We start from the raw sequence: 24,921 nt of genomic DNA, 5'->3' as shown, positions 1-24,921 counted from the left end.
ATCATCGAACTACGTTTCGCATATCATCATCAGATATTTACGGCCAATTTGTAATCATGCTCATTTCATTGGGATTTTTTTGTGGCCTTAAAGCCAAATTGCTTCTTTTATTTTTATTTTTTCACTTACTTTTAAAATATCTACCAGAATACCTCTTGCTATGGCCTCTGCCTTTTTGCCTGAATTGTCGCCGCGGACAACAATTGGATTATTTCTGCGGGATTGAGTATAGATTTCATAAACCGTTTCGGTTTCTTTTAGCTGGCCAATAGCCGAAGATACAGGCTCTGAAACCAATTTGACTTCAAATTTGTTTTCTGGAAGCGAAATTTCTCCAACATACCGCAGCACTTCATTTTCTGGCTGCGTAATTTTAGCCACTTCAAAATCTTTATCCAGCACTGATGCACTGGATAAAAATTTTGACTTAAGGCTTGATTCCTCCAGACGATGTGATAATAGCGATGTAATTTTTATATCCAGAAATTCAATCTCCTTGCCCAATTCTCTTGCTAAAACCAATAATTTCTTTGCCGTTCCAATTCCAGAAAGCTCTTCTTTAAAATTAGCATTCAGCAGTCCTTTTTTATCTGCATCATTTAATACTGCAGAAAAAGGTACATCTTCTGATGAAAACTTATTAAAAATATAGCTTAACGAATCTGAAAAAACACCTCTGATCTTAGTTATTTTTTCTCCCGAATAATACAGATCACTAATAATCTGCAGTACTGGTATTCCTGCGCCGATATTGGTTTCATATAAAAAACTCTTGTCAAACTTTTTTAGGTTTCTCCTTATTTCTTTATAAAAATCAATATGCAGTACGTTTGCGCTCTGATTAGCTGCAACAATATCAAATTCGTTTTGAATTAAAGGAATGTAATGTTTGACTAATTCTGAACTTTCAGTTGCATCAACTATTATTACATTTTCAAGTTCTTTATTTTTTACAAACTCAACAATATCGGAAATCGTAAAAGGAAATGCTAATTCATCGAAATTGGCCTCCCAGCTGTTTTTGACGCCTTCTTTTTCAAAAAAAGCCAAAGTAGAATTGGTAATTACTGGAAATCGCAGATCGATGTTTCTTTTTTCCAGATAGAACTGCTGGCTCTCAATAATCTGATTTATCAATGCGCTCCCCACGCTGCCAATTCCAAAAAGGATTACATTTATTTTAAGCGCTGGCATAGAGGTGCTGTTTACTAAAATTAAAAATTGGCTTCAAAATATCGGACAGCTGATTGAATTCTATCAGATAAGCATCATGACCGTGAATAGACTGAATCTGGTGATAAAAAACATTCTGCTTTTTATTAGTCAGTTCTCTGTAAGTTTTGCGGGTTTCCTCGGCTATAAACAAATAATCTGTATCTACGGTTACAAGATGAATATTGCTCTCAATGGTATTTGCCACCGTTAAGAAATCAGGTCTGTTTCGAGTTATATCAATTGTTTTGAGCAGATGATTCATCAATTTATAAGCAGCCAATCGGTATCTGTTTTTCAATTTAATGCCATGATCAATTAACCAATTTTCAATTTTCAGCACTGACAATTCATCCAATCTGCTTCTTCTAAATCTTTGGTTCACATATTCGGGAGTTCTATACAGCAAAGTAGCATGCAGACGGGCATCAACTATTGGATCATCAGAGTGATTAAGAATCTGGTCCTGAATTAAGACATTGGCAATAACCCAGTCAGTAGCTTTCCAGTCAGTTGCGATTGGGATTAGATTATCAATCTTGTCAGGCTGTAATGCAGCCATTTCCCATGCTATGGCTCCGCCCAAACTGCCTCCTATTACTGCATAAACATTTTTTACATTCAAGAAGAATAGTCCTTCCCAAAAGATTCTTGCAATGTCCCGAACACTAAAATCGCGATAATTGTCTATTAAATTATCAATATTATCATCATATCCATTTCCGGGGATATTAAAAGCGATTACAGTAAAATAGTCAGTATCGATTGCTCTGTTTTCGCCAACGATACCATTCCACCATCCTTTTTCGCCAGCAACTTTGGAATTTCCTGTCAAAGAATGATTTACTACTACAATAGGAGCACTGCCCAGCGGTCTCCCAAAAACATTATAAAACAAAGGGAGGTATGCCTTTTGTTTTCCTATTTCTAAATCAAAATTAAAGAGATCTATTTTTTCTAAATTTTCCATTTTCGAATATTTTTTAAAAATTATTTTTTGTAAAAACTACCCTAGACTGACAATCCTAGCAGCTAAGGCAGTTTTACTAACAAAAAAAACACATTATTAAGCTAATTGTGGCGTTTTTATGGTTTCAAAAACAGCTTTTAAATCTGCTTTTAAATCCTCTATATCTTCAAGCCCAACGGACAGTCTGATTAAATCTTTGGTAACACCAGTTGAAATCTGCTCCTCATCAGTCAATTGCTGATGCGTGGTGCTGGCAGGGTGGATAATCAGTGATTTTGTATCACCTATATTGGCAAGTATTGAAAATAGTTTTGTGCTATCGGCTACTTTTTTGGCAGCGTCAAAACCTGCTTTCAAACCAAAAGTTACGACACCACTTTGCCCTTTTGGAAGGTATTTTTGTACTAACACATAATACTTACTTGATTTCAACCCTGGATAATTTACCCAGGCCACCTCATCCTGAACCTCTAGCCATTGTGCCAGTGCCAAAGCGTTTTCGCTATGTCTTTTAATACGCACTTCCAGAGTTTCTAATCCCTGTATAATCTGGAAAGCATTAAAAGGACTCAAGGCAGCACCATGATCGCGCAGTCCTTCGATACGTGCTTTTGCAATAAAGGCTGCGTTTCCTAATGCTTCGTGATATACTAAACCATGATATCCTGCAGACGGCTCTGTGAATTCAGGGAATTTTCCATTTGCCCAGTCAAATTTTCCTGCATCAATGATAACGCCTCCTAAGGAAGTTCCATTTCCTGAAATATATTTGGTTAAAGAATGGATAACAATATCAGCTCCGTACTCAATTGGGTTCAATAAATAAGGAGAAGCCACTGTATTATCAACAATAAAAGGAACTTTGTAAGCCTTTGCTTCCTGCGAAATCGCTTTTAAATTCAGCACATCCAATTTTGGATTTCCTAAACTTTCTACAAAGAAAGCTCTTGTATTTTGCTTTGCCGCACGTGTAAAGTTTTCTGGATCTGTAGCATCTACAAATGTGGTTGTAATTCCTAATCTTGGCAATGTTACTTTCAATAAATTATAAGTTCCGCCGTATAAACTGCTTGATGCCACGATATGATCTCCAGCTTTTAGCAATACCAGCAAGGCTGTAGATATTGCGGATGCTCCAGAGGCTGTAACCACTGCACCAATACCTCCTTCCAGAACCGCTAAACGCTTTTCCAGAATATCATTTGTAGGGTTATTTAATCTCGTATAAATATATCCTTCTTCGGCAAGGCCAAATAAATTGGCTGCATGATCTGAGTTATTAAATACATACGAAGAGGTCTGATAAATTGGAACTGCTCTAGATCCGCCATTTTTAGTTACGTCGTGTCCTGCGTGTAATGCGTTTGTTGCAAAGTTTTGTGTGCTCATGATTTTGTATTTTTTTAATATTATTAATTAGTATTTTGAATTAGTATTTTATTTATTTCTTTAAACAAAGAGGTCTTCCTCTTCTAAATCATACATTCGGAATAGTAATGATTCGTGACCTGTTAAATACAGCTCTTCATTTTGCTGAGCTGTTTCTATTTGAACATCTTCTATTAAGCTGCTGTTTTGTCGATTATCTAATGTTTTCATGATTATAATTTTTAAAAGTGTGGAATAAAAAAACCTTTCGGCTGGCTGGCCAAAAGGTTTATAGTTTTTAACTATATAAAGACTCTTCTTTTCACTTTTGACAACAGCAGCTTGAAACATATTTTCGCATCATACAGCACATCCTCATTTTATCTGCAATCGTTTTCATATTATAATTTGTTTTAATTGAAATTCTTTGATTTTTTTAACTCGACTAATTTGATAGAGTAAATATAGTAAGTATTTTCAAACTACCAAAAAAAATTAAATTTTTTAACATTTTAAAAAAGACCCAGCGCAAAAAATTCATCAGAATATCTTCAAAAAATCTCTTTAAATTCAAGGCTTAAGGAGTTTTATATACAAAAAATATTCTTTTATTGAAAATTTGTTTTACCGCTACATAAAAAAACAAATCTTCATACTTTTTATAATTTATTACATCTAAAATGAATTCCAAATAAGTCACACACTTTTATATGACTGTCCGTTAATAATACCATGTATTTTCAACACTGATTACACAGATTCTCACAGATTACATTACTATTTTTTAGAAAATCTGTGTAAATCTTTTTAATCTGTAACTAATTCGATCTGTTTGGTATTAGTTAAGGATAGTTATAATCTTCTAATGGTCTTAATTTTTAAGATTTAGAATCTGTCTTTCTTTTGGTTTCACTTATGCCAAGATAGAATCAATACAATTATAAGTTCTATAGAATTACTATACATTGTTAAAATCCTCTTAATTAATTAAAAAAAACAGAAGAATAATTTGCAATTCAAAATGGTTTCATACCTTTGCACCCGAATACAAGAGGAAAAATTTGAACTGATTGCAACCTCTTCATAATGAAAAGACTTCATTATGAATGCTGAAAATTTTTCAGTATAAAAAATGCTAAAGCAGAAACTCTCCTTTAGTATTCCCTGCAATTATTTTTCCTCGATTAATTTTAAAAATTTATATTTATTATGGCTTATTTATTTACGTCAGAATCTGTAAGTGAGGGACACCCAGACAAGGTTGCAGATCAAATTTCGGATGCATTAATCGATAACTTTTTGGCATTTGATGCTGACTCAAAAGTAGCTTGTGAAACATTGGTAACTACTGGCCAAGTAATCTTGGCAGGCGAAGTAAAGTCTAATACTTACTTAGATGTACAACAAATTGCGCGCGAAGTAATCCGCAAAATTGGTTATACAAAAAGCGAATATATGTTTGAAGCCAATTCCTGCGGTATTCTTTCAGCAATTCACGAACAATCTGCAGATATCAATCAAGGTGTTGATAGAGCAAGCAAAGAAGAGCAAGGCGCTGGAGATCAAGGAATGATGTTTGGCTACGCAACAAATGAAACTGAAAATTATATGCCTTTGGCACTTGATTTATCTCATAAATTGTTACAGGAATTAGCTATTCTAAGACGTGAAAATAACGAAATCACTTACTTGCGTCCAGATGCAAAATCACAGGTTACTTTAGAATACAGCGATGACAACAAGCCAACACGTATTGATGCTATCGTAATTTCTACACAGCATGACGATTTTGACGAAGAAGCAGCAATGCTTGCAAAAATCAAAAAAGACATTATCGAAATATTGATTCCGAGAATCATTGCAAAAAATCCTGAACACGCACATTTATTCAATGATAAAATCCAATACCACATCAACCCAACAGGGAAATTCGTAATTGGAGGACCTCACGGAGATACTGGCTTGACAGGAAGAAAAATCATTGTTGACACTTACGGAGGTAAAGGAGCTCACGGGGGCGGTGCTTTTTCTGGAAAGGATCCAAGTAAAGTAGACCGAAGTGCTGCTTACGCTACACGTCACATTGCTAAAAACCTTGTAGCTGCAGGTGTTGCTGACGAAATTTTGGTACAGGTTTCATATGCAATTGGAGTTGCCAAACCAATGGGGATTTTTATCGAAACCTATGGTACATCAAAAGTGAATTTGACTAATGGCGAGATTGCTAAAAAAGTAGAAGCTATTTTTGATATGCGTCCTTATTTCATCGAACAAAGATTAAAATTAAGAAATCCTATTTACAGTGAAACTGCCGCTTACGGCCACATGGGACGTACTCCTGAAACGGTAACCAAAACTTTCACTGCTCCAGGCGGATTAACTAAAACAGTTACTGTTGACTTATTTACTTGGGAAAAATTAGATTTCGTAGATCAGGTAAAAGCTGCTTTTGGATTGTAAAATCTAAAATTTTTATACAAAAAACCATTCGGCAATCGAATGGTTTTTTTTTGACAATTGGCGGATTTACAAAAATTAATATTTCAAAATCGTTGTATAATTCCCTTTGCCAAAACTAATTTTTATCTATTTTTACAATCTTATAAATTAATGAATTATAAAATCGTAACATCGTAATGCACATAGCTATAGCTGGAAACATAGGCTCAGGAAAAACAACATTAACCCGTCTGTTAGCCAAACATTTTAAGTGGGAACCCCATTTTGAAGAAGTAGTAGACAATCCTTATCTTGATGATTTTTACCATCAGATGGAACGCTGGTCTTTCAATTTACAAATATATTTCTTGAATAGCCGTTTTCGCCAGATAATGCAGATTCGCGAGAGTGGCAAAAAAATCATTCAGGACAGAACCATTTATGAAGATGCTCATATTTTTGCTCCCAACCTTTATGCTATGGGGTTGATGACAAGCCGTGATTTTGAGAACTATTCTTCACTGTTTGAATTAATGGAAACACTTGTCAAAGCACCCGATTTATTAATTTACTTAAGAAGTTCCATTCCTAACTTAGTAGGCCAGATTCATAAAAGAGGACGTGAGTATGAAAACACCATTTCCATTGACTATTTAAGCCGACTCAATGAGCGTTATGAAGCCTGGATTCAAACCTATAATAAGGGAAAAATTATGATTATTGATGTAGACAATATTAATTTTGTAGACAATCCAGAAGATTTAGGAAATATCATCAACCGTATTGATGCAGAACTCAATGGATTATTTTAAAACCTTTGTCCAAGTTCTCAAAAAAATGCCTCAAAAATAATTTCGAGGCATTTTTTTAGCTATATTTCAAAACAATTTTAGATTATTTTTTAAAACTACCATTCATTTACTTTATTAGCGTCCATTTTGATGAAGATGAATAGCAAAATAGTAAATCCCCATAATCCCGATCCTCCATACGAAAAGAAAGGCAATGGTACTCCAATTGTTGGAAAAATTCCAATAACCATTGCAATATTTACAAAAAAGTGAATAAATAAAATACCGGCAACGCAATAGCCATATACTCTGCTGAACTTTGTTTTTTGCCTTTCAGCTAAATAAATGACTCTCAATAATAATCCTGCAAAAAGCGCAATGACAACTAATGAACCAACAAATCCCCATTCTTCTCCAACCGTGGTAAAAATATAATCAGTATGCTGTTCGGGTACAAAACCTCCTTTGGTCTGTGTTCCCTCAAGGAAACCTTTGCCCAGCCAGCCTCCAGAGCCAACAGCAATTTCAGATTGATTAGTATTATATCCAATACCTTTCATATCTACTTCCTTGCCTAACAATATATTAAATCGGTCTCGATGATGCTGTTTGAAAACATTAGTAAAAACATAATTAACCGATAAAACAAAACCAGAAATAATCGCAAACAGAATACCGCTTAATACAATATTCCTATCGGCTATCCGGGATTTATAATGAATTAAAACAATAACCAAAAGCGATATTAAAATAACATATTGAGGCTGTAATATCAATGTGAGCATAAATAGCAAAATTGTTATAAAACCAGTCCAGACATACCACGAAGGCAAGCCTTCTCTAAATAATACAATAATAAAAACACTGTATATTAAAGCACTTCCTGGGTCAGGCTGTGGCAAAATAAGCATAACCGGCAAAAAAACAATAGCCAATGCCTGCATTTGCCTATTTACTTCTTTTAAGTTAATCTGTGTATCGCTAAGATATTTTGCAATGGCTAATGAGGTAGCGGCTTTTGCAAATTCGGAAGGCTGCAATGTAAAGCTTCCGAAGCCATACCAGCAGCGCTGTCCTGCAATTGTTTTCCCAAAAACAAACAGACCAGCAAGCGATAATAACGAAACTACAAAAATTATACTGGCATATTTTTCATAAAACTTGCCATCTATATACAATAAAACAAAAATCATAGGAACTGCTAAAGCAATAAATATGGCTTGTTTTTCATAAGTTCCATCGGTAGAGGATAATGAGGAAGAATATATGTTTAACCAGCCCAAAACCACCAGGACAATGTAGATAATGACACATATCCAATCAATATTGCTTGATAAACTTTGATTTTTCATCTGATATGAATGTATTATTTAGTTTTGGTTGTGTCAATTTTTTTTTGCAGCGCTGCTTTAGCTTTGCTCTGAGCAATAGAATCTTTTATTCTTAATTCTTTTTTAACTTCTTCTGAAAGTCCGCCCAATATTGCATATCTGCTTTGCAAGCTTGTATTTAGCACACGATTTTCCAAGTCAGTTCTTGTAATTTTTTTTCTAAGATATTTTTCAATCATCAAACTGGCAATAGGTCCTGCAATTGTTGCTCCAAAACCACCATTTTCGACCAAAACAGCTATAGCTATTTTTGGATTATCCTTTGGTGCAAAAGCCACAAAAATAGAGTGATCTTTTAACTGCACTCTTTTACCTCCAATTTTAGCAAAATTTTCGGCTGTTCCAGTTTTTCCGCATATATCAATTCCTTCAACGCGTAACCCATAAGCAGTACCTCTATTGTAAACATCAAATAATCCGCTAATCATTGGCGGGAAATATTTTTCATCAATAGTTGTTACGTGTTTGGTAGTGAATTTGGCATCAATTTTTTCTCCTTTTATTTCCTTAATAATATGAGGCGTGTAATAATAGCCGTGATTGGCCACAGTTGCCATCATATTGGCTAATTGAATAGGAGTTACCAATACTTCCCCTTGGCCTATAGCGTTAGAAATAATCGTTTTCCCGCTATAACCCCATCCTGGATACATTCTTTTATAGGTTTTGGAAGTCGGGATTTTTCCTCTTCTGCCCGTTGGCAAATCATATCCCATAAACTCCCCGAGCCCAAAACTTTTAATATGATTACTCCATACATCCACAGAGTAAGGGGTGCTTTTATATTTTCCAATCGTCCTCAAATACACGTTCGAAAAATAGGCATTGCACGATTTATAAATTCCCACATGAAGATCCAATACACCGCCACCGCAATGACAACGCTGAAATCGGCCAGGAGCATAAGAAAAACCGTGATTACATACAAATTTAGTCTCTTCGTCTACGACTCCCTCTTGCAATCCAACAAGACCAGTCATTATTTTAAAAGGAGAGCCTGGCGGATATTCTGCCAATAACCCTCTATCATAAAGTGGTTTTGCAATAGAGTCACGATATAATTTGGTGTAATTCTTAGAACGCTGTCTGCCTACCAAAATTCCAGGATCATAGGAAGGAGCCGTAACAAGTGCTAAAATTTCTCCACTTTGAGGCTCAATAGCAACTATTCCTCCACGTTTATTTATCATTAACTGCTCGCCATATTTTTGAATTTCGGCATCAATGGTAAGATTTATATCCTCACCTGGTTTTGCAATTGTATCATATTTCCCCTCTTTGTAGGAACCTATTTCTCTATTAAATTTATCTTTTTGAAAATATTTAACTCCTTTAATTCCACGAAGAATTTCCTCGTAACTTTCTTCTACCCCTTGTCTTCCAATCAAATCTCCACTTTTATAATAGTGATTTTTTTCAATCTGCTTATCATTAACCTGAGTAATAGATCCAAAAATGTTGGCTCCAAAATTCACCTCATAATCACGCAAAGAACGCTTTTGAAAATAAAATCCCTCAAATTTTCTGATTTTTTCCTGAAAGGCCGCAAACTCAGTCTTATTTAATTGTGCCAAAAATACTGAGGGCAATCTTGGACTATATACTTTGGCTTTTTCTATCCTTTTGATAAAATCGTCTTTGGTAATATTCAATAATTTACAAAACTCAAGCGTATCTGTTTTATTTAATTCCCTCGGAATAACCATGATATCATAAGAAGGCTGATTGGCTACTAACAACACGCCATTTCTGTCATAAATATAACCTCTCTCGGGATAATCATATTTTATTTTTATGGCATTATTTTCTGATTTCAGTTTAAACGAATCATCAATAATCTGCAAATAAAAGACACGTATGATTAACAAAGATGCACCAATAATAATTAAAGCTGGCAACAAGACTTTTCTCATCGTTTATTTGGCTTTATAAGATAAATAAGAATAATACAGATTAAAATGGTAAATAATGTACTTAAAAGTGTCCTAAGCAAAACATCCAAGATAAAAGAGATCTGAAAAGATTCCAGTAAAAACATTGTGCTGTTATGCGTTACAACTGCTAACAAAATAAAAGTGAATCGCTCTGGCGTTAACACATCATTTAATTTAACAGTCTGATACTCATAACTGAGCCCGAATGAAAATTTAAAAAAAGAAGGTCTTAAGTAAGCCAAAAGAACACAGGCAGCAGCATGAACACCACCAGAATTACAGAACAAATCCATTATCAGGCCTAAAAAAAAACTGGCAATCAAAAGATTGAACTTATTGCCATTTACTGGATATAGAATTATAAAAAGGATATATGGAAATGCACTTACATAGCCTCCAAAATTCATATTATTAAAAACTAGAATCTGCAAAGCCAATAAGAGCACAAACCGAAAAATATTCACCAACAACGTGCTATTCATCTTTTCTCTGGTTTTCTAAATTTTTAATTTCTTCGCTGTTTTCCGTCTTAATGATGTATACATGACCTAGATTAGTCATATCATTAAATAATTTTACATTTATTCTGTAATAATGATTTTTATCACTTGGAATATATATTTTATCGATGACTCCTATACCAATGTTTTCCGGAAAAATAACTGATTGTCCGCCAGTAACAATGGTATCCCCTTTTTTGATACTAGCTAATCTTGGCACATCAATAAGCTGTACAAAACCTGCATTTTTTCCATCCCAATTCAAGGTTCCAAAATGATCTGAATTTTTAATTTTTGCATTTATCTGCGACTGTGTATTAAGAATACTTATTACTGTTGCATAATTAGCAGAAACATTATCTATAATCCCAACAATTCCTAAACTATTAATCACTCCCATATCAGGCTTGACTCCAAGCTTAGATCCAGAATTAATAGTCAAGAAATTCTCATGTACGTTATACGAATTACGAATTACTTTAGATACAATGATATCTTTTGGCAAAACTCCTTTGAGGCTATCAAGATTAGGAATTTTAGCAGAATCCTGCATTTTGAACAGCAGGCTTTTTAAGTTGGCATTCTCTCTGGCAAGCTCGTCATTCTGCTCTCTTAAATGCAGATATTCCTCAACCGAATTAATTTTTTCGTAAACATTTCCACTTAAAAAATTAGCTGAACTAATTATTTTGCTCCTATGAAAAGAATGGGATTGAATAGTAAGAGATAATGAAATACCCAAAAGCAGCAAAAACAGTATTCGATTACTGTTTTTTATAATAAAAGAAAATATTTGCTGCATTTCTTATCTGTATAATAAATGTTAAATAATCGCAAGATCCCGTTTATTGGAATATTACTTGATTAATATATTTTTAAATTTTGAAATGTTTTTTAGAGCCATTCCAGTTCCTCTTACAACCGCTCTCAATGGATCCTCAGCAATATAAACTGGCAAATCTGTTTTTTGAGAAATTCTTTTGTCCAGTCCTCTTAACATAGATCCACCACCTGCAAGATAGATACCCGTATTATAAATATCTGCCGCTAATTCGGGAGGAGTCTGCGACAACGTTTCCATTACAGCATCTTCAATACGCTGAATTGATTTATCCAGCGCTTTAGCAATCTCTCTATAAGATACTTCTACTTGTTTTGGCTTACCTGTCAATAAATCTCTTCCTTGAACAGACATATCTTCTGGAGGAGTTTCTAAATTTTCGATAGCGGCACCAATTTGGATTTTTATTTTTTCTGCTGTACTTTCTCCAACAAATAGGTTATGCTGGGTACGCATGTAGTAAACTATATCATTTGTAAAAACATCCCCTGCAATTTTAACCGATTTATCACAAACAATTCCGCCCAAAGCAATTACAGCAATTTCGGTAGTACCACCACCTATATCCACAATCATGTTTCCTTTTGGCTGCATGATATCGATTCCGATACCGATAGCAGATGCCATAGGTTCATGAATTAAGTATACTTCTTTTCCGTTTACTCTTTCACAAGACTCTTTTACCGCTCTCATCTCTACTTCGGTAATACCTGATGGAATACAAACTACCATTCGCAGAGCAGGTGTAAACATTCTTTTTTTCAATGCCGGAATGCTTTTGATAAACATATTTATCATTTTCTCAGAAGCATCAAAGTCAGCAATTACACCATCTTTCAAAGGCCTGATAGTTTTTATGTTTTCATGCGTCTTTCCCTGCATCATATTGGCTTCCTTGCCAACTGCAATAATCTTGCCTGATATTCTATCACGCGCAACTATAGACGGACTGTCAATTACGACTTTGTCATTGTGAATGATTAAAGTGTTTGCTGTACCAAGGTCTATCGCAATATCCTCAGTCATGAAATCAAAAAATCCCATATGCCTTTTAAGGGTTAAAAAGTTATAAATAAATTACGCACAAAGTTAAACAAATTAATGTTTAAAATGACGAGTTCCTGTAAATACCATTGCAAGATTGTTTTCGTTGCAATAATTAATGCTCAATTCGTCTTTGATTGATCCTCCAGGCTGAATTACAGCGGTTATTCCTGCCTTATCTGCTAATTCTACACAGTCTGGAAAGGGGAAAAAAGCATCACTTGCCATTGAAGCTCCTTCTAGACTAAATCCAAAGGCTTTTGCTTTTTCAACGGCTTGCATTAATGCATCTACTCTCGATGTCTGTCCTGTTCCAGAAGAAATCAAGGTTCCATTTTTTGCAAAAACAATTGTGTTAGATTTGGTGTTTTTACAAATCTTTGAAGCAAAAATCAAATCATCAATTTCCTGCTCTGTAGGTGCTTTAAGGGTAACGGTTTTTAAGTCGGCTTTAGTATCTGTAATGTTGTTTCTTTCTTGAATTAACAAACCATTAAGACAAGTCCTGACTTGTTTTTGAGGCAATTCGACCTCGTTTTGAATTAATATAATTCTATTTTTCTTTTCCTGTAAAATTGCAATTGCTTCAGCATCATACGACGGAGCAATAACTACCTCACAAAATAATTTATTGATTTCAGCTGCAGTTGCAGTATCAATTGTAGTATTAGCTATCAATACCCCTCCAAAAGCAGATGTTGGATCACACGCCAATGCAGCATTATAAGCTTCACAGATTGTTTTTCTTGTTGCCAATCCGCATGCATTATTGTGTTTCAGAATAGCAAATGTTGGACCGTCATTTTTGAATTCATGTATTAAATTAACTGCAGCATCAACATCAAGCAAATTGTTGTATGACAATTCTTTTCCGTGAACCTTAGTAAACATTGCTTCAAAATCACCAAAATAGAATCCTTTCTGGTGTGGGTTTTCACCATATCTTAATACTTGACCGTTTTCAATGCTTGCTTTATAGATAGTCTCATCAGTATTAAAATAGTTAAAAATTGCTCCATCATAATGTGAAGAAACATGAAACGCTTTAGTAGCTAATAATTTTCTATCAGCCAATGTTGTAGCACCGTTTTGAGCAGAAATCAAATCTAAAAACAAACCATATTGATCCATTGAAGAAACAATGACAGTGTCTTTGAAATTTTTTGCAGCAGCACGGATTAATGAAATACCGCCAATATCTATTTTTTCGATAATATCTTCTTCACTTGCTCCAGATGCTACCGTTTTTTCAAAAGGATATAAATCAACAATTACCAAATCAATCTGCGGAATATCATATTCCTTCATTTGCTGTACATCGCTTTCGTTGTCTTGACGATTCAGGATTCCTCCAAAAACTTTCGGGTGCAATGTTTTTACTCTTCCTCCAAGAATAGATGGATAAGAAGTAACATCTTCAACTGGAATTACAGGGAAACCTAATTTTTTAATGAATTCTTCAGTGCCTCCTGTAGAATAAAAAGTCACATTTTGCTCGTGCAATTTTCTAACAATTGGCTCAAGACCATCTTTTGAAAAGACTGAAATTAATGCTGATTGGATTGTTTTTGTTGTGCTCATTGGGTAGTTATTGTTTTTAAAGTGCAAAAGTAGTTTTTTTTGATTATATAATTCAATAAAAAAGATGTAACAATCTCTTAAAATATCATACCTATTGTTAAATATTTTTTTTTAGGATTTTGAAATTAAAAGATCGAATTTTACAGTAATACAAATTTTAAAAATATGCTAGTTTACCTACGGTTATTAAAAGAAAGCTTTGGTTTTGCCATGAATGCTTTACGAAGCAATAAATTAAGAACATTTCTTTCTTTACTGGGTGTAACTATTGGTATATTCTCAATTATAGCAGTACTTGCAGCGGTTGATTCTTTAGATAAAAAAATCTCAAAAGATTTGAGCAGCATGGACAAAAACACAATCTATTTACTGAAATTCCCTTTTGGTCCATCTGACATTCCTCAATGGAAAAGAGAACAGTTCCCTAATGTAAAATATTCCGAATATATTTATCTGAAAGATGCCATGACTAATACAGATGAATTGGGATACCGCATATTTACCCGAAGCGAATCTATAAAATATGGCGCTAATATTGTAAGTGATGTACAGATAATGCCCGTTTCGCATGAATTTATAGACATTGAAGGGCTGACATTTGCCGAAGGAAGATTCTATAATGAGTCCGAAGCAAATTCTGGCGCAGCGGTAATTGTTTTAGGTGATGATATTGCGAAATCCCTTTTTGAAGGCACAGAAGCTATCGGCAAAAATGTGAGGTTATACGGCCAGCGGTTTACCGTTATTGGAGTCTTGAAAAAAGAAGGATCTACTTTTGGAGGAAGTAATGACTCAGCTGCTTATATTCCCGTTAATTTTGTCCGCAAAATGTACGGAGACAACAATCCAAACTTGACAAATGTTATCATATTTAAACCCGAAAAAGGCGTGGATATGGAAGAATATAAAGGTGAAATTTCACAAAAACTAAGGAACTTCAGAGGATTGAAAGCTGGAGAAATCGATAATTTTTTTATTAATGTATTTGCTGGATTCCTGGATTTTATAGATGAGATTTTGGGTTCACTCCGCATTGGAGGAATTTTTATAAGTTTCTTTTCTTTTCTGGTAGGCGGTTTTGGTGTTGCCAATATTATGTTTGTTTCTGTAAAGGAAAGAACAAATCTAATTGGAATCCAGAAATCATTAGGAGCCAAAAACCGATTCATATTGTTTCAGTTTTTGTTTGAAGCCATAATCCTTTGTGTAATAGGCGGTTCAATAGGACTTTTTATGGTTTGGATTATATCCATAATTCTAACAAATATATTGGAATTTGAATTTGTATTAAGTTTCTGGAATATTGTAATTGGTTCCGGATTATCGATTATTGTAGGTGTAGTATCTGGCATTATACCAGCGATTACTGCTTCTAAGCTGGATCCGGTAGAAGCTATCAGGACTGGAATGTAATTTTTGCTATATTATGCAACTGTTATTTTAGTGTAAATTTGGAAGGGTATAAATATTTAATTAGTTTTGGGTAAATATCCCAATAATTAAACCTTTTTAGATGAGCTTTATTTTAAAAAATGTAGATATTGTTGACTATATTACAAGAGAAGATTTTAAAAAAAACTATTTAGACAAAAAAAAACCTCTAATCATAAAAGGTCTGACAAAAGATTGGCCAGCCCGAGAAAAATGGTCAACTGATTATTTCAAAGAGATAGCAGGCAATATAGAAGTAAAGCTGGTAGATAATTCCAAGGCAGATCCTACCAAAGTAATTAATGCATCGATTGCCAGCATGAAGTTTGGCGAATACTTGGATTTAATAAAAAGAGAACCCACAGATCTTCGTATATTTTTCTTTAACCTTTTCAAGCACAGGCCAGAATTAGTTAATGATGTGAAAGTTCCCAAGGATTTAATGGGAGGTTTTATAGAAAGTATGCCAGCCATGTTTTTTGGCGGATCCAAAGCAATTACATTTCTTCATTACGATATTGATCTGCCACATCTTTTCCATACTCATTTTGGAGGCCGAAAACACATTATATTATTTGATTATAAGTGGAAAAAAAGACTGTATTGTGTCCCCAATACTACTTATGCCCTAGAAGACTATGATGTTACCAATCCCGATTTTGAAAAATTCCCAGCCCTTAAAGGAGTTGAAGGTTATGAGGTTTTTCTGGAGCACGGTGATACTTTGTTTATGCCAGCAGGAATGTGGCACTGGATGCGATATATAGATGGTTCCTTTTCGTTGACACTACGCGCATGGGATCAATCCATTTCCAGAAAAATAGCCAGTGTCTGGAGCCTGTTTATGCATGGTGCTGTTGACAGTGCTATCAAAGTAATTTTCAGGGAACGATATGCCAAATGGCGAGAAAAATTAGTTTTTAAAATTGCTGAAAGAGAACTCAAAAAAGGAAAGCCTAACAATTAAAGAAGATTGTATAACAAAAAAATCCCGATTGCTCGGGATTTTTATTTATCTAATAGGATTATTTTGAATCAAATCAAGATATAAATTAATCTTATCTTTTAACTCCTTTCTTGGTGTAATAAAGTCTAAGAAACCATGTTCAAGCAAGAACTCGGCGGTTTGAAATCCTTCTGGCAAATCTTTACCAGTCGTATCTCTTACTACACGTGGTCCGGCGAATCCAATTAATGCGCCTGGTTCAGAAATATTGATATCTCCTAACATTGCATAAGATGCTGTAGTTCCTCCTGTTGTCGGGTCGGTACAAAGAGAAATATAAGGAAGTTTTGCCTCAGATAGCTGGGCTAATTTTACAGATGTTTTTGCTAACTGCATCAAAGAATAAGCAGCTTCCATCATTCTCGCTCCACCAGATTTGGAAATCATCACAAAAGGCAATCTGTTTTTGATTGCAAAATCAATTCCTCTTGCTATTTTTTCTCCAACTACTGCTCCCATTGATCCACCAATGAAAGCAAAATCCATACAGCAGATCACAACTTCTTTTCCTTTGGATTTTCCAACTCCTGTACGCACAGCGTCTTTGAGTTTTGTTTTTTCCATTACTTCTTTCAATCGGTCTGCATATTTTTTTGTATCTACAAAATGCAAAGGATCTTTTGAAGTCATGTTTTTGTCTAATTCGACAAACTCATTATTGTCAAATAAAATATCAAAATAAGCTTCACTTCCAATTCTAACATGGAAACCATCTTCGGGACTTACAAATAAATTACGAGCCAATTCTTCAGCATCAATAATTTTTCCTGTAGGTGATTTGTACCAAAGTCCTTTTGGAATATCCATTTTGTCTTCGGTAGCCGTTGTGATTCCTTTTTCTTTTCTTTTAAACCAAGCCATTTTTTTGTAATTATGAATTATAAATTATGAATTATGAGTTGAACCCATAATTCATAATTGGTAATTTGAAATTTGAAATTTACAATGTATTCACATTGTTCAGGTCAGCAAATGCCTGCTCAAGTCTTGCTGTGAAAGTTACTTCACCTTCACGAAGCCATTTTCTTGGATCATAGAATTTTTTGTTTGGAGCATCAGCACCAGTTGGGTTACCGATTTGAGTTTTAAGGTATTCAATATTGTTTACCATAAAATCGCGGATACCTTCAGTGAAAGCAAACTGTAAGTCAGTATCGATATTCATTTTCACAACACCATAGCTGATTCCTTCTCTGATTTCTTCTAGTGTAGAACCAGATCCTCCGTGGAATACAAAGTCAACTGGATTATTTCCTGTATTGAATTTAGCTTGTACGTAATCTTGAGAATTTTTTAAGATTTTTGGAGTCAATTTTACGTTCCCTGGTTTGTATACACCGTGTACGTTTCCAAAAGCAGCAGCAATTGTGAATTTTGGACTCACTTTAGAAAGTTCTTCATAAGCATAAGCTACTTCTTCTGGCTGAGTGTATAATTTTGAACTATCAACATCAGAGTTATCTACACCATCCTCTTCACCACCAGTGATTCCAAGTTCGATCTCCAGAGTCATTCCCATTTTACTCATTCTTTCTAAATATCCTTTGCAGATTTCGATATTTTCTTCGATTGGCTCTTCAGATAAATCAATCATGTGTGAAGAGAATAATGGTTTTCCAGTAGCTGCAAAATGTTCTTCTGAAGCGTCTAGTAATCCATCAATCCAAGGTAATAATTTTTTTGCGCAGTGGTCAGTATGCAAAATAACAGTTGCTCCGTATGCTTCTGCTAATGTATGAATGTGTTTTGCTCCAGCAATACCACCAGCAATAGCAGCTTTTTCTCCAGCATTAGAAAGTCCTTTTCCTGCATTAAATTGTGCCCCTCCGTTTGAAAATTGAATAATAACCGGTGCGTTTAGCTTAGCAGCAGTTTCTAGTACCCCGTTAATTGTGTCAGATCCTATAACATTTACAGCAGGAAGTGCAAAACCTTTTTCTTTTGCATAATTGAAGATTTCCTGTACTTGATCGCCTGTAGCTACTCCGGGTTTAATATTGTGTGCCATTGTAATTTTCTTTTAATTGTTTTTTTTTTAGTTTATAGATTATAATCTGCAAAAATAAGAATTAATTAGCATTTAAAAAGGGTAATTGATACCAAAATTATATACAACGTTTGCGAAGTTATATTGCTTAAACCATCTTTCACCTATTTCCTTAGCAGGATTATAGGTTTTAAATCCTAAGTCCAATCGTATTACAAAAAAACTTAAATCATATCTTATTCCAAATCCGGTGCCCAGTGCTATTTCACTCAAGTCTTTTATGTCATCAAATTTTGCTGGTTCGTAGGTAACAGCATCCAGGACATTCCAAATATTTCCAGCATCTGCAAAAAGAGCCCCGCCCCATTTGCCAAAAATTGGGAAGCGGTATTCTCCACTAATGGCAATTTTCATGTTTGCTTCGTTAAAATCATTTGAAAAAGAACTGCTTCCTGGCCCAAGATTATATGGCTGCCATGCGCGATTATCATTTGATCCCCCAGCAAAGTAACTCTTAGAAAAAGGGATAGAATTTGAATTTCCGTATGGTATTGCAATCCCAAAAAACGATCTCATAGCAAATATTCCAGATTTGCCAACACTCCAATGCTTTATAAAATCAAATTCTGTTTTAATATATTCTGAGTATTCGAGATTAAAAATCTCATAATTTCCGTTCTGGTTTTTAGGGATATTTCCAATTGCAGATACAGCTGACAGTACAGTTCCTGCCGATTCAAGCTTGGTTCTAAAAGTATAAAAGTCATTATCCTGCAAATCCCTTCTGCTTGTTTTGGTAAAATTAAAATTGGTTGCTAAAATAAAATCATTATCCGACAACCTGATTCTCTGCTGTTCAATACTATTAACATCTTGAAATTCGGAATCCTCTGGCCTCAAGTCAGTCTTGAATGTTAAAACATCATTTGTAAATCCTGTTGTACCGCTTTCTATAATCAGATCCCCTGTTGAAGTATCTACATATGACGGTTCCTTATTATGAGTTTTGGCAATATCATTTAAGGCGTCATAAGAACTGGTATAAACATTGAAATAATTACTAGGATTTAAATTGCGGACAAATTGAAAATTTAAAAGATCCAATCGGGTTGTTGTATTTCTCTTTGGTGTCCAATTGTATGAAAAAGAACCAGTGAAATTTTCTTTATCCAATCCAATATTGGTTTGTTTTGAAAGACCCAGGCTCACAACTGTAGAAGGAATCATACTTTTGGGAATTATTTTTTCTGTCTTGAAAGGAAATAACACACGAGGAAAATTCAGTTTAGCATCTACTCCATATTCTGAAACATTAAAAAAACTATCATTCGAATTAGCAATATCATTGGAAGCCCCAATGTTTCCTCTTGCAGAGATTTCCAATGTTTCGGCACCATTAAATACATTTCGCACGGTCTCAGTAATGCTTGCAGTAATACCAAAATCTTCAATATTTGAATGTGTAAAATCCAGAGTGTAGCCAAAACTGTATTTTTTTCGAGGAGTCAGATAAATTTTGGCCACTAATGACTGATCTGTTGTATCTTTTTTATCAATTTCATATTGTATGGCTGGATAATTAAATGTTTTTAAATTATTTAAATATCTAGTAGACAATACCGTCCGAGTATCACTGAATAATTCTCCTTTAGTAAGAAATATAGCATCTGTTATTGCATGTGGAGTATACTTTATTTTTTGAAAACCATACAAGGTCATGTTGTTGTAGGTCACACTATCCTTGATGGCTTTATTGTGATTTGCAGTCGAATAATCCGTATAAATTTTAATATCACTTATTTTGTACAGCTTAAAAGGCTCTGTTTTAGTAGAGTCATTTTCCAGATAAGAATATTTTTCAATATTTAAAACTACTGTTGCCTTGTCTTTTTTATTAATTGTATCTATATCAAAATTAATATAATTGGGCTGGAAGCGATAAGCGCCATGATTTCGAAAATAAGTACTGATATGGCTTTTTTCATTCTCAAAATCCTCCAGTTTGTATTGTTTTCCAACAACTAATTCCGACTTGAGTTTTTTGTAAAGTGAGTCTAATGCAGGGCTTTTTATATTTGTCCTGACAGAATCAATAAAAAAAGGATTTCCTGTCGTCAAGAAGTATTTCATCTGAGCTTTTTTTGGTGCCAAAGAATCTATCTGAAACGATGCTTTAACATTAAAATAACCATTATTAAAATAATAGCTCCTGAGTCTAACCAAAGATTTTTTTGCTTTTAACGTATCGGCAATAACTGGAGCCTCCCCTGTTTCTTTTAAAAATTGATGAATACCATAATACCAGAATGATTTACGGAGTCCTTGAACCTGTTTTGCCGAAAGCCATTTGACTTCTCTATCGTACTTTTTCTGGTTGTTTAAATATTTTAGGTTAAAAGTAGAATCAGGGTTAGGATTCGCTATGCTATAAATATTTAACAGCATGCGGTAACCTAAGATACTGCTGTTGGGCTGCTGATATAACTGATCATATATGGTTTGATTCTTGAGCAGTTTATCATTCTCAAAAATCTCGTTTTTAACAAGGAGCTGTTTTCTAGGAGGAATTCTTTTTTCTGAATTACAGGCATAGAAAAAAACGCTAATTAGGATAAATACAGCTATTTTTGCAGCATTCTTTTTCCCTTTAAAAAATATAGACCGACTATATTCAGCAAAACTATTTTTTATTTTAAAAGGAAAAAAAAAATTATACATGTGGAAATTCGTGTTATGGAATATTTAATTCAAAAATACATTTTTTTATGCTTAGTAAAAACCAAATAAAACTTATATCCAGCTTACAACAAAAAAAATATCGTTTTGCTAATCAATTGTTTTTTGCCGAAGGTGTAAAAGTAATTCAAGAATTAGTAAAATCAAATTTTGAACTGGAGCATCTTTATACGACTAAAGAAGATTTTAATGAAATTGACTCCCTCAAAAAAACACTTATTACCGAAAATGAATTAAAAAAAATAAGCGCTCTGGCTACGCCCAATACCTGTTTAGCCGTATTTAAAATCCCTACAGAAATCCCAATAATTGAATCAGGGCTGGTTGTCGCTCTCGATTCTATTAGAGATCCCGGCAATATGGGAACCATCCTTAGACTATGCGATTGGTTTGGAATTCAGCAGTTAGTATGTTCAAAAGAAACTGTTGATGTTTTCAACCCAAAAGTTGTTCAGGCCACAATGGGATCTATTACTAGAGTAAACGTTAATTATGTCGATTTAGTTTCTTTCCTCCAAAAAACTACACTTCCAGTTTTTGGAACTTTTATGGATAGTAACAATATTTACAAAACAAAACTGCCTCAGGAAGGAATTATTGTTATGGGAAATGAAGCAAATGGAATCTCTGAAGATATAGAAAAACTGATTTCAAAAAGAATCACTATCCCCCGTTTTGGAGAAATTCAGATTACGGAAAGCTTAAATGTAGCTACCGCTGCCGCTATTATTTTGAGCGAATTTAGAAGACAGAATTAAAACTTTTAATGAAAAGTAAAATTAATTAAAAAGCCTCTTGATTTCATAGATTCTATATTGCCAGTCCAAGGACTGTTTGGATCTTTATCACGGATTAACTCATCCGAAATTCCAAATTGTCCTCTTATAGAAGGCGAGAATATAAAATATTCTGAAAAAATATCAATCCCAAAACCTATTTCATAATTAGTCGTCCAGGTTTTTACTCTAAATCGTTCTTCAAGATTATCATCAAAGGATTTTGCGTTGCTTGACAAATTTAAATTTGCCGACAGCCCGCCTAATAAATATGGACGTATATTGCCTGTCCTTAAAGCCGAAAACTTTAATAATAGCGGAAAATTTACATACGTACTGTTAACTTCTCTGACAGCATCACTGGGAGAATTAAAAGCTGCATTTGGAGGATAATGCAGTGTTCTGTCTGAATAATAAAGCCCTGGCTCAAACCTTAAATCTAAATATTCCTGTAATCTAAAGTTAGTTACCAAGCCCACATTGAAACCTCCAGATTTATCTACTTGTATATCTGGACCTACAGTTTTATAATCAATTTTGAAATCATAAGAGTTAAACCCTAAGAAAAAACCAAAATAGAGTTTTTTCTTTTGCCAATTTTCCAAGTTGATTATTGGATCCTTACTGAAAATACTTTTAGAATTCTGCGCGTTCCCTTTTACAGCAATACTCAATAGAATCAATACAATTATTTTTTTCATATTATGCTGCATATTTCAATATTACTTTTTCGAAGCTGTATAAATTGTTGCAACGCCAAATGTCTGAGGCAGTGCTTTTACTGATATAAACCCAGTTTTTCTTAAAATATTGTTTAACGCTTCACCATATGGAAAAGCCGCAGCAGATTCAGATAAATATCCATATGCCACATCATCTTTCGAAAATATTTTTCCAATTAAAGGCAGAATATTTTTAGTATAAAAATTATAGCCCTGCTTGTAAGGAGTTTTATCCGGTACCGATGTCTCTAGAATAACAAATATTCCGCCAGGTTTTAAAACCCTCAAGATCTCTGAAAGCCCTTTTTCAAGATGCTCAAAATTCCTGACACCAAATGCCACCGTTATTGCATCAAAATAACCATCTTCAAAAGGCATGCTCTCGGAGTCTCCCAACACCATTTCGATAGTTTTCGCAAGATTTTTTTCTTGGATTTTCTTTGTGCCTATTTCCAGCATTCCTGCAGAGATATCTAGTCCAATAATTTTTTCTGCCTTGGTTTGCGCCATCAAAATAGCCAGATCTCCAGTTCCTGTAGCAATATCTAATATAGTTTTAGGATTAGTTTCTGCAACCAGTTTCAAAACTTTTTTTCTCCATTTGACATCAATTCCAAACGAAATAACTCTATTCAGGCTATCGTAGTTTCCTGAAATAGTATCAAACATTTGGGCAACCTGTTCTTTTTTACTGAGAGAAGAATCTTTATAAGGGGTGATTTCTTTTGGCATTTTTTTAATTTCTACAAATATAAACAAACTGCATAAACTATAAATGCGTTTTTTTATACCAGGCAAAATTTTATCCAAATTGAATGATTATAGAACAATTTCAGAATTATCTGTGTTTTTTGAGTGAAAATAATTGAAATATCACTAAAAGTGGGTATTGTGGAAACTGTTTTTATTACTGATGTTTGTACTTTAAAATTTAAATATTTTTAAAATGATTAGACGGGAACTAATGACCCAAACCAAATGGATGCTTCTTGCGCTATTTATCTCATTTGTTCTTGTACTGTTTTTTGAAGGTACTATCACTAGTGGTAGTATTATTTTAAAAGCGCAAAATACGTTCTTAGGATTAAATTTGTTTTTGGAAATTTTAATTTTCTTCACCTTTAGTACCTTTGTGGTATTTGGTACTAAAGGTTTTTTTGAGTTGTACTCTCAAAAATTATCAAATTATATTGTCCTCATATCGGGGGTAATATTGATATTTGTGATTTGTATATTATGTTATCAAATCGTAGTACAGGAATAGGTCATTCCGCTAATCATTTAAAAAAAGCATCCTAGTTATAGGATGCTTTTTTTATTTTTCAGCGAATTTGAAAATATCGTTTTTGAAATAAATACAGCGTTATACTTTTACAAACGTCTGGTACGTATAATCAAATTGATGCTTATCATCTTTTGGATTAAACTCGGATTGAATTTCGGTCCAATCATCAGGGTTGATTTCTGGAAAAAAAGCATCAGCTTCAAAACTATGATGTACTCTAGTAATTTCGAGCTTATCTGCAAACGGAAGCCCCAAATTATAGATTTCTCCTCCACCAATTATAAATGAGGTTTTATTTTCCGGACACACTTCAATAGCTTTTTCAATACTATCCACTACAATGCATCCTTCGGGCTGGTAATCTTTTTGCCGAGTTATAACAACGTGAGTCCTATTTGGCAGAGGCCTGGGGAAACTCTCAAATGTTTTTCTTCCCATTATTATATGATGGCCGGTTGTTAAGGATTTAAATCTCTTAAAATCATTTGGCAGATGCCAAACCAATTCATTATTCTTTCCCAAAGCGCTGTTTTCTGCAACTGCAGCAATCATAATAATCATAGAATCAAGTTTATATGGAGTTATTGTTATCAATTTTGGACTGCAGCTGGGCTATCTTTTTCTGCTGAAGCCCCACAAGCCTGTCTATTTGGCTTCGTTCCCAGTTTTTATTCATAAACCTGTCGGTAATAAAAACCTTTATGAAGTGCATTACAAAAATGAATAACCAAATAGTGATTATCCAGATACTCCATTTTAATTCTATTCCTGTTTCAAAAAAATATACAGCAGTAAATAAAAAAATACTGCACAATGTAAAGAAAACAAAATGATAATATAATCTTTTTTTCTGTCTTATGCGGTTTCTGGCATATTCATATTGTTCATGCAGTTCTTTTTCCATAAT

The 24,921-nt window shown here is 34.0% G+C and carries 22 protein-coding genes; 5 read left to right on the top strand and 17 right to left on the bottom strand.

Annotated features, from left to right (window positions below; all coding sequences use genetic code 11):
* Positions 1-87: 87 nt before the first annotated feature.
* From ABEG11_RS11555 to ABEG11_RS11540, 4 genes are all read right to left on the bottom strand, one after another.
* Positions 88-1,194 carry a homoserine dehydrogenase family protein gene (locus ABEG11_RS11555; RefSeq protein ID WP_348824328.1) on the bottom strand — a complete coding sequence of 369 codons (1,107 nt, stop codon included), beginning with the start codon at positions 1,192-1,194 and terminating at the stop codon, positions 88-90.
* Positions 1,181-2,182, bottom strand: a complete 1,002-nt coding sequence (locus ABEG11_RS11550; protein WP_348824327.1) for an alpha/beta fold hydrolase — start codon at positions 2,180-2,182, stop codon at positions 1,181-1,183. Before ABEG11_RS11550 ends, ABEG11_RS11555 begins: the two co-directional genes overlap by 14 nt.
* Positions 2,183-2,278: 96 nt before the next feature.
* A complete protein-coding gene (locus ABEG11_RS11545; RefSeq protein WP_348824326.1) occupies positions 2,279-3,571 on the bottom strand; it encodes an O-acetylhomoserine aminocarboxypropyltransferase/cysteine synthase family protein in 1,293 nt (430 codons plus the stop codon).
* 60 nt (positions 3,572-3,631) lie between these two features.
* Positions 3,632-3,781, bottom strand: coding sequence for a hypothetical protein (locus ABEG11_RS11540; RefSeq protein WP_348824325.1), 150 nt, complete (start codon positions 3,779-3,781; stop codon positions 3,632-3,634).
* Positions 3,782-4,759: 978 nt separating this feature from the next.
* Between ABEG11_RS11540 and metK the strand changes: the two genes are divergently transcribed.
* A complete protein-coding gene (gene metK / locus ABEG11_RS11535) occupies positions 4,760-6,010 on the top strand; it encodes a methionine adenosyltransferase (protein WP_348824324.1) in 1,251 nt (416 codons plus the stop codon).
* Between the two features lie 176 nt (positions 6,011-6,186).
* Complete coding sequence (locus ABEG11_RS11530) at positions 6,187-6,801, top strand: deoxynucleoside kinase (RefSeq protein ID WP_194641173.1); 615 nt, start codon at positions 6,187-6,189, stop codon at positions 6,799-6,801.
* 95 nt (positions 6,802-6,896) lie between these two features.
* Here the strand turns inward: ABEG11_RS11530 and rodA are convergent, their stop codons facing one another.
* Genes rodA through purH form a run of 6 tightly spaced genes read right to left on the bottom strand, consistent with a single transcriptional unit; the run spans position 6,897 to position 14,071 of the window.
* The gene (gene rodA, locus ABEG11_RS11525) at positions 6,897-8,132 is read right to left on the bottom strand and encodes a rod shape-determining protein RodA (RefSeq protein ID WP_348824323.1); all 1,236 of its coding nucleotides are present in this window, start codon (positions 8,130-8,132) and stop codon (positions 6,897-6,899) included.
* 14 nt (positions 8,133-8,146) lie between these two features.
* Positions 8,147-10,084: a penicillin-binding protein 2 gene (gene mrdA, locus ABEG11_RS11520; RefSeq protein WP_348824322.1), complete on the bottom strand. Its 1,938-nt coding sequence runs from the start codon at positions 10,082-10,084 to the stop codon at positions 8,147-8,149.
* The gene (locus ABEG11_RS11515; RefSeq protein ID WP_348824321.1) at positions 10,081-10,587 is read right to left on the bottom strand and encodes a rod shape-determining protein MreD; all 507 of its coding nucleotides are present in this window, start codon (positions 10,585-10,587) and stop codon (positions 10,081-10,083) included. The genes mrdA and ABEG11_RS11515 overlap by 4 nt, the downstream gene beginning before the upstream one ends.
* A complete protein-coding gene (mreC, locus tag ABEG11_RS11510; RefSeq protein WP_348824320.1) occupies positions 10,580-11,407 on the bottom strand; it encodes a rod shape-determining protein MreC in 828 nt (275 codons plus the stop codon). Before mreC ends, ABEG11_RS11515 begins: the two co-directional genes overlap by 8 nt.
* A gap of 54 nt (positions 11,408-11,461) precedes the next feature.
* Positions 11,462-12,490 (bottom strand): rod shape-determining protein, encoded by a 1,029-nt coding sequence (locus tag ABEG11_RS11505; protein ID WP_348824319.1) that lies wholly within the window; start codon positions 12,488-12,490, stop codon positions 11,462-11,464.
* A gap of 54 nt (positions 12,491-12,544) precedes the next feature.
* Positions 12,545-14,071 carry a bifunctional phosphoribosylaminoimidazolecarboxamide formyltransferase/IMP cyclohydrolase gene (gene purH / locus ABEG11_RS11500; protein WP_348824318.1) on the bottom strand — a complete coding sequence of 509 codons (1,527 nt, stop codon included), beginning with the start codon at positions 14,069-14,071 and terminating at the stop codon, positions 12,545-12,547.
* 165 nt (positions 14,072-14,236) lie between these two features.
* On the opposite strand from purH, the gene ABEG11_RS11495 reads away from it, so the two are divergent.
* On the top strand, positions 14,237-15,484 hold the full coding sequence (locus tag ABEG11_RS11495) for an ABC transporter permease (protein ID WP_348824317.1): 1,248 nt from the start codon (positions 14,237-14,239) through the stop codon (positions 15,482-15,484).
* Between the two features lie 100 nt (positions 15,485-15,584).
* The gene (locus tag ABEG11_RS11490; protein ID WP_348824316.1) at positions 15,585-16,469 is read left to right on the top strand and encodes a cupin-like domain-containing protein; all 885 of its coding nucleotides are present in this window, start codon (positions 15,585-15,587) and stop codon (positions 16,467-16,469) included.
* A 45-nt stretch (positions 16,470-16,514) separates the two neighbouring features.
* On the opposite strand, the gene accD is transcribed toward ABEG11_RS11490, so the two are convergent.
* The 3 genes from accD to tamL all read right to left on the bottom strand — a co-directional run bounded on the left by accD (position 16,515) and on the right by tamL (position 21,213).
* The gene (accD, locus tag ABEG11_RS11485) at positions 16,515-17,369 is read right to left on the bottom strand and encodes an acetyl-CoA carboxylase, carboxyltransferase subunit beta (protein WP_348824315.1); all 855 of its coding nucleotides are present in this window, start codon (positions 17,367-17,369) and stop codon (positions 16,515-16,517) included.
* A gap of 79 nt (positions 17,370-17,448) precedes the next feature.
* Positions 17,449-18,516: a class II fructose-bisphosphate aldolase gene (gene fbaA, locus ABEG11_RS11480; RefSeq protein WP_348824314.1), complete on the bottom strand. Its 1,068-nt coding sequence runs from the start codon at positions 18,514-18,516 to the stop codon at positions 17,449-17,451.
* Between the two features lie 72 nt (positions 18,517-18,588).
* Positions 18,589-21,213, bottom strand: coding sequence for a translocation and assembly module lipoprotein TamL (tamL, locus tag ABEG11_RS11475; protein WP_348824313.1), 2,625 nt, complete (start codon positions 21,211-21,213; stop codon positions 18,589-18,591).
* Between the two features lie 47 nt (positions 21,214-21,260).
* On the opposite strand from tamL, the gene ABEG11_RS11470 reads away from it, so the two are divergent.
* Positions 21,261-21,989, top strand: a complete 729-nt coding sequence (locus ABEG11_RS11470) for a TrmH family RNA methyltransferase (protein WP_348824312.1) — start codon at positions 21,261-21,263, stop codon at positions 21,987-21,989.
* 5 nt (positions 21,990-21,994) lie between these two features.
* On the opposite strand, the gene porT is transcribed toward ABEG11_RS11470, so the two are convergent.
* The 4 genes from porT to ABEG11_RS11450 all read right to left on the bottom strand — a co-directional run bounded on the left by porT (position 21,995) and on the right by ABEG11_RS11450 (position 24,918).
* On the bottom strand, positions 21,995-22,708 hold the full coding sequence (gene porT, locus ABEG11_RS11465) for a type IX secretion/gliding motility protein PorT/SprT (protein WP_348824311.1): 714 nt from the start codon (positions 22,706-22,708) through the stop codon (positions 21,995-21,997).
* Positions 22,709-22,729: 21 nt separating this feature from the next.
* Positions 22,730-23,461, bottom strand: a complete 732-nt coding sequence (ubiE, locus tag ABEG11_RS11460) for a bifunctional demethylmenaquinone methyltransferase/2-methoxy-6-polyprenyl-1,4-benzoquinol methylase UbiE (protein ID WP_348824310.1) — start codon at positions 23,459-23,461, stop codon at positions 22,730-22,732.
* Between the two features lie 631 nt (positions 23,462-24,092).
* Positions 24,093-24,575, bottom strand: a complete 483-nt coding sequence (locus tag ABEG11_RS11455) for a dihydrofolate reductase (protein ID WP_348824368.1) — start codon at positions 24,573-24,575, stop codon at positions 24,093-24,095.
* A 10-nt stretch (positions 24,576-24,585) separates the two neighbouring features.
* A complete protein-coding gene (locus ABEG11_RS11450) occupies positions 24,586-24,918 on the bottom strand; it encodes a 2TM domain-containing protein (RefSeq protein ID WP_348824309.1) in 333 nt (110 codons plus the stop codon).
* Between the last annotated feature and the right edge of the window lie 3 nt (positions 24,919-24,921).

The sequence above is a fragment of the Flavobacterium aestuarii genome, assembly GCF_040049115.1.
Lineage (GTDB): Bacteria > Bacteroidota > Bacteroidia > Flavobacteriales > Flavobacteriaceae > Flavobacterium > Flavobacterium aestuarii.
Note: the sequence above shows the minus strand (reverse complement) of the source record. Positions and strands in the feature narration are given on the sequence as shown.